An 11969-nucleotide genomic window follows, 5' to 3' on the forward strand; every position below is an offset into this window, starting at 1 on the left:
GGGCGGCCTTTCGTGACGTGCTCCGTACATAAGCGCGACATAAGTGGAACAGTGGAGCCTGGGGTCAGGAACGCATGCGCAGTCCCCGGGGCGTCGCGTGGAACCCCGCCGATTCCAGGGCTCGGCCCAGCGGCGAGGTCAGCGCGGGCGCCGCGTTGACCCGCTCCACCGTGAGGTCCGGGACGGTGCCCGCGCGGGAGGCCGCGGCCAGGGCCGCCGTGGCCGCCGCGAGCCGCGGATCGTCCGCCGGGGGCCAGGCGAGCAGGGTCTTGCCGCCGCGCTCCAGGTAGAGCGTGAGCTCGCCGTCGACCAGGACCACCAGCGAACCCGCCTTGCGGCCCGGCTTGTGGGTCGCACCCGTCGGGGGCTCCGGCCAGGGCAGGGCCGCGCCGTACGCGTTCGCCGGGTCGGCGGCCGCCAGGACCACGGCCGCCAGCGGGGGCGGAGTGCGCTCGGCCGCCCGGAGCCGGTCCACCGCGCCGTCCATCGCGAACTGGGCCGCGCCCAGGCCCTCGACGACATAGCCGCGCCGGGCCTGGCCGCTGTCCTCGAAGGCGGACAGCACGCGGTAGACCGCGCTGAAGCCGCCCTCCACCCCCTCCGCGGCGACCGCGCCCCGGGTGACCACCCCGTGCCGGTCCAGGAGGGTACGGGCCAGGGCGTGGGCCCGGTGCGTCGGATCCGGGGCGTGGGTCGGGAGCAGGGACCAGCGCCCGGTGACCGTGGGCGGGCCGGTACGGGAGACCGTGGCGCTGAGCGTGCCGTACCGGCCGCGCGGGATGGTGCGCCGGGCCCGGTGGGCGGTCGCGCCCGCCGTACGGCCGGAGCCGAGCAGCGAGCGCAGCGGAGCCAGCGTGTCGTTCGTCAGCCTGCCGGACCAGGCCAGGTCCCAGACGGCCGAGGCCAGCTCCGGTTCGGTGGTCTCGGGGTGGCGGGCCCGGGCCGCCTCCGCGAGCTGGCGGAAGAACAGGCCGTACCCGCCGGAGAGGGTGTCGAGGACCGTCTGGTGGAGCTCGGTCAGCTCCAACGGGTGCGGCGGCGGCAGCAGGAGGGGGGCCGCCTCCGCCAGGTAGAGGGAGATCCAGCCGTCCTTGCCCGGCAGGGCTCCCGCTCCGGCCCAGACCACCTCGCCGGTGGTGGTGAGCTCGTCCAGCAGCGTCGGGGAGTACCCCGAGACCCGGGACGGGAGGATCAGGCGCTCCAGCGCCGAGGCCGGGACCGGCGCCCCCTGGAGCTGCTCGACGGCGCGGGCCAGCCCGTCGATGCCGCGCAGGGCGCCGCCCAGGTGCTGCCACTGCGGCAGGAACGTCGCCAGGGAGGTCGGCGGTACCGGCTCCAGCTCCTGCCGCAGCGCGGCCAGCGAGCGGCGCCGCAGCCGGCGCAGCACCGTCGCGTCGCACCACTCCTGGCCGATGCCCGCCGGGTGGAACTCGCCCTGGACCACGCGGCCGGCCGCCGCCAGCCGGTGCAGGGCGCCCTCGGTGACCGCCGCGCCCAGGCCGAAGCGGGCCGCCACGACGGCCGTGGTGAACGGACCGTGCGTGCGGGCGTAGCGGGCCAGGAGATCGCCGAGCGGGTCCTTGACCGGCTCGGTGAACGCCTCCGGGACCCCGACCGGCAGGGCGGTGCCCAGCGCGTCGCGCAGCCGGCCGGCGTCCTCGATCGCCGCCCAGTGGTCCACGCCGCCGATCCGGACGCCGATCGCCCGGCGGGCGGCGGAGAGCTCGACGGCCCAAGCCGGCTCCGCCCCGCGCGCGGTGAGCTCGGCGTCCGTCAACGGGCCCAGCAGCCGCAGCAGATCGGCCACCGACTCGGGATCCTTGGCCCGGCGGTCCTGCGTCAGCCACTGGAGCTCCCGCTCCAGCTCCTCCAGGACCTCCGCGTCCAGCAGTTCGCGCAGCTCCGCCTGGCCGAGCAGCTCGGACAGCAGCCGGGAGTCCAGCGACAGCGCGGCCGCCCTGCGCTCGGCGAGGGGCGAGTCGCCCTCGTAGAGGAACTGGGCGACGTACCCGAACAGGAGCGAGCGGGCGAAGGGGGACGGCTCGGCGGTGGTGACCTCGACCAGGCGGACCCGGCGCGCCTCGACATCGCCCATCAGCTCCGTCAGCCCAGGCACGTCGAAGACGTCCTGGAGGCATTCCCGTACGGCCTCCAGCACGATCGGGAAGGAACCGAACTCGGACGCCACCTGGAGCAGTTGGGAGGCCCGCTGGCGCTGCTGCCACAGCGGGGTGCGCTTGCCCGGACTGCGGCGCGGCAGCAGCAGGGCGCGGGCCGCGCACTCGCGGAACCGGGACGCGAACAGCGCGGAGCCGCCCACCTGGTCGGTGACGATCTGGTTGATCTCGCCCTGGTCGAAGGCGACGTCCGCCGCGCCCAGCGGGGCCTGCTCGTCGTCGTACTCGAACGCCCGGTCCGGCGCGGGGTCGTGGTCGAGGAGGTCCATGGAGAGCAGGTCCGCGTCCGGCAGGCGCAGCACGATCCCGTCGTCGGCGTGCATCACCTGCGCGTCCATCCCGTACCGCTCGGCGAGGCGGGCGCCGAGGGCCAGCGCCCACGGGGCGTGCACCTGCGCGCCGAAGGGGGAGTGGACCACGACCCGCCAGTCGCCCAGCTCGTCACGGAACCGCTCGACCACGATGGTCCGGTCGTCCGGGACGTGGCCGCACGCCTCGCGCTGCTCCGCGAGGTAGGCCAGCACGTTCTCCGCGGCCCAGGCGTCCAGCCCGGCCGCCAGCAGCCGCAGCCGCGCGTCCTCGTCGCCGAGACCCCCGAGTTCGCGCAGGAACGCGCCGACCGCACGGCCCAGTTCGAGCGGACGGCCCAGCTGGTCGCCCTTCCAGAACGGCAGCCGGCCCGGCACCCCGGGCGCGGGGGAGACCAGCACCCGGTCCCGCGTGATGTCCTCGATGCGCCAGGAGGTGGTGCCGAGGGTGAACACGTCCCCGACGCGGGACTCGTAGACCATCTCCTCGTCGAGCTCGCCGACCCGGCCGCCGCCCTTCTTCGGGTCGGCGCCCGCCAGGAACACCCCGAACAGCCCGCGGTCGGGGATGGTGCCGCCGGAGGTCACCGCGAGCCGCTGGGCGCCCGGCCGGCCGGTGATCGTACCGGCCACCCGGTCCCACACCACGCGCGGCCTGAGCTCCGCGAAAGCGTCCGACGGATAGCGGCCGGCCAGCATGTCCAGCACCGCCGTGAACGCCGAATCGGGCAGCGCCGCGAAGGGCGCCGCCCGCCGCACCAGGGCCAGCAGGTCGTCCAGCTGCCAGGTGTCCATCGCCGTCATCGCGACCAACTGCTGCGCCAGCACGTCCAGCGGGTTGGAGGGGATGCGCAGGGACTCGATCGAGCCGGTGCGCATCCGCTCGGTGACCACCGCCGCCTGCACCAGATCGCCCCGGTACTTGGGGAACACCACGCCCGTGGAGACCGCGCCGACCTGGTGTCCCGCCCGGCCGACGCGCTGGAGCCCGGAGGCCACCGACGGCGGCGACTCCACCTGCACCACCAGGTCCACGGCGCCCATGTCGATGCCCAGCTCCAGGCTGGAGGTCGCCACCACGGCGGGCAGCCGGCCCGCCTTCAGGTCCTCCTCCACCAGCGCCCGCTGCTCCTTGGAGACCGAACCGTGGTGCGCGCGGGCCAGCAGCGGCGGGGCGCCCCGCGCGGCGCCCGACTGGGCCATGATCTCGGCCGGCGGAGCTCCCTGCGGCAGCTTCTCGCCCATCGCCCGCTCGTAGGCGATCTCGTTGAGCCGGTTGCACAGCCGCTCCGCCAGCCGCCTGGAGTTGGCGAACACGATCGTCGAGCGGTGCGCCTGCACCAGATCGGCGATCCGCTCCTCCACGTGCGGCCAGATCGACGGCTTGTCACCGCCCTCGCGGCCCTCGGTCGCGGGAGAGCCGCCCAACTCGCCCATGTCCTCGACCGGGACGACCACCGACAGGTCGAACTCCTTCGCCGACGGCGGCTGGACGATCTCCACCCGGCCGCGCGGCGCGAGGTAGCGGGCCACCTCCTCCACCGGCCGGACCGTCGCCGACAGGCCGATCCGGCGGGCCGGACGCGGCAGCAGCTCGTCCAGCCGCTCCAGGGAGAGCGCCAGGTGCGCGCCGCGCTTCGTCCCCGCGACCGCGTGCACCTCGTCCAGGATCACCGTCTCGATCCCGGCCAGCGCCTCGCGGGCGGCCGAGGTCAGCATCAGGAACAGCGACTCGGGCGTCGTGATCAGGATGTCCGGCGGCCGGGTCGACAGCGCCCGCCGCTCGGCGGGCGGGGTGTCACCGGACCGGATCCCGACCCGGATCTCCGGCTCGGGCAGCCCCAGCCGCACCGACTCCTGGCGGATCCCGGTCAGGGGGCTGCGCAGGTTCCTCTCCACATCGACGGCGAGGGCCTTCAGTGGCGACACGTACAGCACCCGGCAGCGCTTCTTCGGATCGGCCGGCGGCGGGACCGAGGCGAGCCGGTCCAGGGCGGCGAGGAAGGCGGCCAGGGTCTTCCCGGAGCCGGTGGGCGCCACGACCAGCACGTCCGAGCCCTCCCCGATGGCCCGCCAGGCGCCCTCCTGGGCGGAGGTGGGCGTACGGAAGGCCCCCGTGAACCAGGAGCGGGTCGCGGGGGAGAACGAATCGAGCGCGGCAGTGGCCATGCCCCCATCGTGCACCCGGGCACTGACAGGGGGTCGGACCTGCGCGAACACGGCCTGGAGACGGGGCGCAGAATGGGGGGATGGGAGCGGACGAGGGCGGCCGGACGGAGTGGGCCCGCCACTGGCAGTACGCGGAGCTGCCCGGGCTGGACCTGCTGCGCGCCCACTACGTACGCCACACCTTCCCGCGCCACGCGCACGACGGCTACGTCATCGCGGCCGTCACCGGCGGCATCGAGCAGATCGGCATGCCCGGCGGCACCCTGCGGGCCGGCCCGGGCAGCGTGGTCCTGATCAACCCGGAGGTGCCCCACAGCGCCCGCGCCGGGGTGCCCGAAGGCTGGGCGTACGCCACCCTCTACCCCTCCCGGGCGCTGATCACCGAGGTCGCCGCCGAGATCGGCACCCTGCGCGGGACCCCCGGGTTCACCACCGACATGGTCACCGACCCGCAGACCTCCCAGGTGATCACCGAGGTGCACCGGGCCGCCGAGGCCGGCAACGCGCTGGCCGCCGACACCCTGCTGCGCGGCGCGGTGGCGCGGATGCTCAGCCGGCACGCGGGCCCGCTGCCCGCCCGTACGGTACGCCGCGCGGGCGCCGCCGACGCCGAACGGGCCCGGGCCGTCCTGGCGGGGCGGATGAGCGACCCGCCCTCCCTGGAACAGCTCGCGGCGGAGATCGGGACGAGCCCGTTCGCGCTGCTGCGGGCCTTCCGCGAGCGGTACGGGATGCCGCCGCACACCTGGCTCACCGACGCCCGGGTCCGCCAGGCGCGCCGGCTGCTCGACGCCGGGACCCCGCCCGCGGAGGCGGCCGTCGCCGTCGGGTTCACCGACCAGCCGCACCTGAACCGCCACTTCACCCGGATCGTGGGGGTGCCACCGGGTGCGTACCGGCGCGAGCGCGCCGGTTAGGCTCCGGCCCGCCCCGCCGCACCGGGGACCGCCGCGCGCGAGCCGCGGCGGCCGTGGGAGCCGCGCGCGCAAGAACGTACAAGACCCGACCGCCCCGTCCTGCGTACGTTCGCGGGGTGGGAGAACATCAGATGGTGATACAGGAGACCCCCGAGGGGGTCGCCGGGCGGCCGCGCGCCGCCGTCGTACGGGACGCGCTCGGGGTCGGGGTGGCCGTCGGGCTGTCCGGATTCGCGTTCGGGGTGACCGCCGCCGGGGCCGGCATCAGCACCCTTCAGGCCTGCGTGCTGAGCCTGCTCGTCTTCACCGGGGCCTCGCAGTTCGCCCTGGTGGGAGCGCTGGCCGCGGGCGGCAACCCGTTCACGGCCGCCGCCGGGGCCTTCTTCCTCGGCACCCGCAACGCCTTCTACGGGCTGCGGCTGTCCCAGCTGCTCGCGCTGCCCCGGGCCGTACGGCCGCTCGCCGCGCACTGGGTCATCGACGAGACCACCGCCGTCGCCCTGGCCCAGCCCGACCGGAAGTCGGCCCGCCTCGGCTTCACCGTGACCGGGCTGGCCCTCTACGTCCTGTGGAACCTCACCACCCTGCTCGGTGCGCTCGGCGCCGAGGCCATCGGGGACACCAACGCCTGGGGCCTCGACGCCGCGGGCCCCGCCGTCTTCCTCGCCCTGCTCGCGCCGATGCTGAAGACCTCCACCGAGCGGGCCGTCGCCGCGCTCGCGCTGATCCTCGGGCTGGGCCTGCTGCCGGTGCTGCCCGCCGGGGTGCCCGTGCTCGTCGCCGCCCTCGCCGCCCCCGTGGTGCTCTGGATGAAGGGACGCCGCTCGTGAACGTCTGGATCGCCATCGGCATCACCGTCGTCGGCTGCTACGCCGTCAAGCTCGCCGGGCTGCTCGTGCCCGCCGGGGCCCTGGAGCGGCCGATGGTGCGCAAGCTCGCCGCGCTGCTGCCGGTGGCCCTGCTCGCCGCGCTCACCGCCCAGCAGACCTTCAGCACCGGGGACGCGCTCGTGATCGACGCCCGCGCCGCCGGCCTCGCCGCCGCCGGGGTGGCGCTGCTGCTGCGGGCCCCCTTCCTCGTCGTGGTCGCGGCCGCCGTCGTGGTCACCGCGGGGGTACGGGCGCTGGGCGGTTAGCCCCGCCGGGCAGCCGGCCGTACGCCCGCAGGGTCAGCAGCGACTCCAGGGTGGCGATCGGGCGCCGCTCCAGGGAGCTGCCCGGCGCCCAGTCCCGCCGGTGCACCGGCCAGCCGCCGTCCGGGGCCTGCTCGGCGGCCAGGAACGCCAGCGCGCCGGACATCTCCGCGTCGGTGAACCAGCCCCGGGCCAGCGACTCCGGCCGGCGCGCGAAGTCGTACGGGAACAGCTGCTCGCCCGGCGCGTACCCGGGGAACACCGGGTACTCCTCGCGCCGCCCCGGGTCCAGCACCGCGAGGCCCCGCTCGCGCACCAGCCGCCCCAGCCGGTCCGCGGCCTCCGCCGCCCGGGCCCGGTCCGGGGCGCCGTCGAGGAAGGCCACCGCGCTCTGGATCTCGTACGGGTGCGAGTGGCGCAGGTTCTCGACCCGCTCCCAGCAGAACTCCGTGGCGCGGAACAGCCACGCGTGCCAGACCCGGTTGCGGTGCAGCACCCCGACGACCGGGCCCGTGGCCAGCAGCTCGCCCGGCGGGTCGTCCCGCACCGGGTGGTACGGGGCCGCCGGATAGTCGGCCGGGGCCGGGAAGACCACCGGAAGCGCCCCTTCCGGGGTGGAGACCCGGGTCAGGTGACGGCAGAGGCGCTCGATCCGCTGCCCGGCGCAGCGGCCGAGGCTGTCCAGGACCCGCAGGGCGTGCGCCGTGTGCAGGGGCTGACTCAGCGGACCGCGCAGATCCGGATCGAGCGCGTGTCCGTACCCGCCGTCGCCGCCCAGGTACGCGCCGAGGGCGGCGTCCACCGGGTCGGCGTCCCCGCCGAGGAAGTGGAACGCGAACCGTCGCTGCTCCAGTACACGGGCCGTGAGCCAGATGAACCGCTCGGCGCGGGCCAGCACGGCCCCGTCGTCGGTCGGCCGGCTCAGCGCGGAAGCTTCGTCTCCAGGCATGCGTGAAACCGTAGGACGCCGTCGCGCGGACAGGGGGCGGGAACGGGGCCGGTGCACTCTCCGGGGCGGGATACTGGAGGCATGCGGTTGACGATTTTCTGGGAACGGATGGCCGAACACTTCGGCGCGGCCTACGCGGACTCCTTCGCGCGGGACCACGTCATGACGGAACTCGGCGGGCGCACCGTCCACCAGGCGCTGGACGCCGGCTGGGAGGCCAAGGACGTGTGGCGCGCGGTGTGTTCGGCGATGGACGTGCCGGCCTCGCTGCGCTGACGCCGCGCACCGACTGCCTCGAACGGGTGGCGGGTGGGACAGACTGGGGTCGTGGCAGCGACTGAAGACACGACCGACCAGGCAGACGGGGCAGGCGCGGCAGCCCGTGTGGGGCCGCCCCGCCAGGAGCCCGCCGGCAGCCCCGGACCCGCCGCGAGCCCCGAGCCCGCCGGGGTCCACGGGCCCCCCGACCCGCCCGACCGGGGAGGAGCCGCGGCGGCGGCCCGGATGCCGCGCTGGCTGCCGCGCGCGGTGATCCTCGTACTGGCCCTCTACGCCTGCTTCCAGCTCGGCAGCTGGGCTTTCCACCAGCTCGTCGGGCTGCTCGTCAACATCCTGATCGCGTTCTTCCTCGCCCTCGCGGTCGAGCCCGCCGTGGCCAGGATGGCGGCCCGCGGGATGCGGCGCGGGCTCGCCACCTTCCTGGTCTTCCTCGGGGTGTTCGCCGCGGCCGTCGGCTTCGTCGTCCTGCTCGGCTCGATGCTCGCCGGGCAGATCGTCGCCATGGTGGGCGGCTTCCCGGGCTACCTCGACTCGGTGATCAGCACGATCAACGAGACCTTCCACACCAAGCTGTCCCGGCTGGCGATCCAGGACAGCCTGCTGCACTCGGACTGGCTGCAGAAGTACGTGCAGAACAGCGCGACCGGCGTGCTCGACGTGTCCGCCACCGTGCTCGGCGGGCTCTTCAAGCTCCTGACGATCGGCCTGTTCTCCTTCTACTTCGCCGCCGACGGGCCGCGGCTGCGGCGCGCGCTGTGCTCCGTCCTGCCGCCCTCCAAGCAGTCCGAGGTGCTGCGCGCCTGGGAGATCGCCGTCGCGAAGACGGGCGGGTACCTGTACTCGCGCGGGCTGATGGCGCTGATCTCCGGCGTCGCGCACTACGTCGTGTTCGTCGTCCTGCAGGTGCCGTACGCGCCCGCGCTCGCGGTGTGGGTGGGGCTGGTCTCCCAGTTCATCCCCACCATCGGCACCTACCTGGCGGGCGCGCTGCCGATGCTGATCGCGTTCCCGGACTCGCCCTGGTACGCGCTGTACGTGCTCGGCTTCGTGGTGATCTACCAGCAGTTCGAGAACTACGTCCTGCAGCCGAAGCTGACCTCGAAGACGGTCGACATCCACCCGGCGGTGGCCTTCGGGTCCGTCATCGCGGGCACGGCCCTCCTGGGCGCGGTCGGGGCGCTGATCGCGATCCCGGCCGTCGCCACGCTGCAGGCGTTCCTCGGGGCGTACGTGAAGCGGTACGAGCTGACGGAACGCGCGGCCGGGGAGCCCGCGACTACTGCTTCTTCTCCTCGGCTGCGGCGAGGAAGGCTGCCAGGGCCTCGTTGACGGTCGCCTCGGCGGCGGCCTTGTCGACGCCGAGGCCGCTGAACACGCCCTCGCCGTTCTCGAGTTCGAGGAGGGCGAGCAGGATGTGCTCGGTGCCGACGTAGTTGTGGCCCAGGCGCAGGGCCTCGCGGAAGGTGAGCTCCAGGGCCTTCTTGGCGGAGGCGTCGAAGGGGACGAGGTCGGGGACCTCCCCGGAGGCCGGGGGCAGGGCGGCGGTCGCCGCGGCGCGGATGTCCTGCGGCGCGATCCGCTGGGCGCTCAGGGCGAGCGCGGCGAGGCCCTCGTCCTCGGCGAGCAGGCCGAGGACGAGGTGCTCGGTGCGGATCTCGGGGTTGCCGGCCGCGCGGGCCTCGTTCTGCGCGGTCACGACGACGTTGCGGGCGCGGGGGGTGAAGCGGCCGAAGCCCTGGTTGGGGTCGATGCCGCCCTCGCCCTCCTTGTCGGCCTTGGGGACGAAGCGCTTCTGGGCGGCCTGGCGGGTGACGCCCATGCTGCGGCCGATGTCGGTCCAGGAGGCGCCGGAGCGGCGGGCCTGGTCCACGAAGTGGCCGATGAGGTGGTCCGCGACGTCACCGAGGGACTCGGCGACGACGACGGCGCCGCTGAGCTGTTCGAGGGTGTCGGAGTGGACCTTCTTGATGGCCTCGATCAAGTCGTCGAGGCGTACCGGGTTGGTCATGCGAACGGGTTCCACCGAAGGGTTCGTCATAGGCGCAACCGTAGGTTGACAGTCGAGAGGGTGTCAACCCTGGGTTGTCAGGTGGCGTGGTGGTGGACTTGCCGTATGGCGGCGCTCCCGGGTCTGGTGTGGCGCGCTTGACAGGGAAATCGAACATCTATTCTCATGAGTTATCCACAGCCGAACCGGGCGTGGAAGCGCATTGTCAGTGGCAGGCGTTAGCGTCAATGGCGTGAAGCGATCGACTCAAGCAAATCGGGTGGAACCCATGGCAGGCACCGACCGTGAGAAGGCTCTCGACGCCGCTCTCGCACAGATTGAACGGCAATTCGGCAAGGGTGCGGTCATGCGCCTCGGCGACAAGCCGAACGACCCCATCGAGGTCATCCCCACCGGGTCGACCGCGCTGGACATCGCCCTCGGCGTCGGCGGGCTGCCCCGCGGCCGTGTGATCGAGGTGTACGGCCCGGAGTCCTCCGGTAAGACGACCCTGACCCTGCACGCCGTGGCCAACGCCCAGAAGGCCGGCGGCACCGTCGCCTTCGTGGACGCCGAGCACGCGCTCGACCCCGAGTACGCGAAGGCCCTCGGCGTCGACACCGACAACCTCATCCTGTCGCAGCCGGACACCGGCGAGCAGGCGCTGGAGATCGTGGACATGCTCGTCCGCTCCGGCGCGCTCGACCTGATCGTCATCGACTCCGTCGCGGCGCTCGTGCCGCGCGCGGAGATCGAGGGCGAGATGGGCGACTCGCACGTGGGTCTCCAGGCCCGACTGATGAGCCAGGCGCTCCGCAAGATCACCGGTGCGCTCAACCAGTCCAAGACCACCGCGATCTTCATCAACCAGCTCCGCGAGAAGATCGGTGTGATGTTCGGCTCGCCGGAGACCACCACCGGTGGCCGCGCGCTGAAGTTCTACGCCTCCGTGCGCCTCGACATCCGCCGTATCGAGACCCTCAAGGACGGCACCGACGCGGTCGGCAACCGCACCCGCGTCAAGGTCGTCAAGAACAAGGTCGCGCCGCCGTTCAAGCAGGCCGAGTTCGACATCCTCTACGGCCAGGGCATCAGCCGCGAGGGCGGCCTGATCGACATGGGCGTGGAGCACGGCTTCGTGCGCAAGGCCGGCGCCTGGTACACGTACGAGGGCGACCAGCTCGGTCAGGGCAAGGAGAACGCCCGCAACTTCCTCAAGGACAACCCCGACCTCGCCAACGAGATCGAGCGGAAGATCAAGGAGAAGCTGGGCGTGGGTGTCCGCAAGGACGCCGCCGCCGACGAGGCGGGCGCCGCTGCCCCCGCCGATGCCGCGGCCGTGCCCGCCCCGGCATCGAAGGCCAAGACGACGGCCAAGGCCGCCGTGGCCAAGAGCTGATCCGTGCGGGAGCAGGAAAGGGGCGGCGGGGGCGGCCGTGAAGGCCGTCGCGAAGGTGGCCGGGAGGGCCGCCGGGAAGGCGGTCGCGAAGGCCGCCAGGAACTGCCGCCCCAGAGTCCCGAGGAGCAGGCGCGGGCGATCTGCCTGCGCCTGCTCACCGGGATGCCGCGTACCCGGCGGCAGCTCGCGGACGCCCTGGAGAAGCGGGGCATCCCCGAGGAGGTGTCGCAGGCGGTCCTCTCCCGGTACGAGGAAGTGGGCCTGATCGACGACGCCGCCTTCGCCGGGGCCTGGGTCGAGTCCCGGCACCGTGGCAGGGGCCTCGCCCGCCGGGCGCTCGCGCAGGAGCTGCGTACCAAGGGGGTGCACGCCACCCTCGTACAGGAGGCGCTGGAACAGCTGGACTCCGAGCAGGAGGAGCAGACCGCCCGGGAGCTCGTGGAGCGCAAGCTCCGCTCGACCCGGGGCCTGGAGCGTGACAAGCGGCTCCGGCGCCTCGCCGGGATGCTCGCCCGCAAGGGGTACCCGGAGGGCATGGCCCTGCGGGTGGTCCGGCGTGCCCTGGAGGAGGAAGGCGAGGACGCCGACGACCTGGGGTACCAGGGGTTCTGAACCGCTGAATCGCTGACGTGCCGACCGGGGGTGGGGGTAG

The 11969-nt window shown here is 73.9% G+C and carries 10 protein-coding genes; 7 read left to right on the forward strand and 3 right to left on the reverse strand.

What is annotated here, in order from left to right; all coding sequences use genetic code 11:
• Positions 1-64: 64 nt before the first annotated feature.
• Positions 65-4654, reverse strand: coding sequence for an ATP-dependent helicase (locus OG982_RS22800; RefSeq protein WP_266783899.1), 4590 nt, complete (start codon positions 4652-4654; stop codon positions 65-67).
• Positions 4655-4734: 80 nt separating this feature from the next.
• On the opposite strand from OG982_RS22800, the gene OG982_RS22805 reads away from it, so the two are divergent.
• The 3 genes from OG982_RS22805 to OG982_RS22815 all read left to right on the forward strand — a co-directional run bounded on the left by OG982_RS22805 (position 4735) and on the right by OG982_RS22815 (position 6706).
• On the forward strand, positions 4735-5571 hold the full coding sequence (locus tag OG982_RS22805) for an AraC family transcriptional regulator (protein ID WP_266783897.1): 837 nt from the start codon (positions 4735-4737) through the stop codon (positions 5569-5571).
• A 131-nt stretch (positions 5572-5702) separates the two neighbouring features.
• A complete protein-coding gene (locus OG982_RS22810; protein WP_266783895.1) occupies positions 5703-6401 on the forward strand; it encodes an AzlC family ABC transporter permease in 699 nt (232 codons plus the stop codon).
• On the forward strand, positions 6398-6706 hold the full coding sequence (locus OG982_RS22815; RefSeq protein ID WP_266783893.1) for an AzlD domain-containing protein: 309 nt from the start codon (positions 6398-6400) through the stop codon (positions 6704-6706). Before OG982_RS22810 ends, OG982_RS22815 begins: the two co-directional genes overlap by 4 nt.
• Here OG982_RS22815 and OG982_RS22820 read toward each other — a convergent pair.
• Positions 6675-7652, reverse strand: a complete 978-nt coding sequence (locus OG982_RS22820) for a hypothetical protein (RefSeq protein ID WP_266783891.1) — start codon at positions 7650-7652, stop codon at positions 6675-6677. The genes OG982_RS22815 and OG982_RS22820 overlap by 32 nt on opposite strands.
• 81 nt (positions 7653-7733) lie before the next feature.
• On the opposite strand from OG982_RS22820, the gene OG982_RS22825 reads away from it, so the two are divergent.
• Entirely contained in the window at positions 7734-7928 is a 195-nt protein-coding gene (locus OG982_RS22825; protein WP_266783889.1) for a DUF3046 domain-containing protein, read from the forward strand.
• Between the two features lie 228 nt (positions 7929-8156).
• Positions 8157-9260, forward strand: a complete 1104-nt coding sequence (locus OG982_RS22830; RefSeq protein WP_323139299.1) for an AI-2E family transporter — start codon at positions 8157-8159, stop codon at positions 9258-9260.
• On the opposite strand, the gene OG982_RS22835 is transcribed toward OG982_RS22830, so the two are convergent.
• Positions 9208-9969, reverse strand: a complete 762-nt coding sequence (locus OG982_RS22835; protein ID WP_266783885.1) for a Clp protease N-terminal domain-containing protein — start codon at positions 9967-9969, stop codon at positions 9208-9210. The two genes, OG982_RS22830 and OG982_RS22835, sit on opposite strands and share 53 nt — an antisense overlap.
• Positions 9970-10207: 238 nt before the next feature.
• On the opposite strand from OG982_RS22835, the gene recA reads away from it, so the two are divergent.
• A complete protein-coding gene (gene recA, locus OG982_RS22840; RefSeq protein WP_266783883.1) occupies positions 10208-11317 on the forward strand; it encodes a recombinase RecA in 1110 nt (369 codons plus the stop codon).
• A gap of 3 nt (positions 11318-11320) precedes the next feature.
• A complete protein-coding gene (recX, locus tag OG982_RS22845) occupies positions 11321-11929 on the forward strand; it encodes a recombination regulator RecX (RefSeq protein WP_266783881.1) in 609 nt (202 codons plus the stop codon).
• The last annotated feature ends 40 nt before the right edge of the window (positions 11930-11969 follow it).

It is taken from the genome of Streptomyces sp. NBC_01551, from assembly GCF_026339935.1.
Taxonomy (GTDB): Bacteria; Actinomycetota; Actinomycetes; order Streptomycetales; family Streptomycetaceae; genus Streptomyces.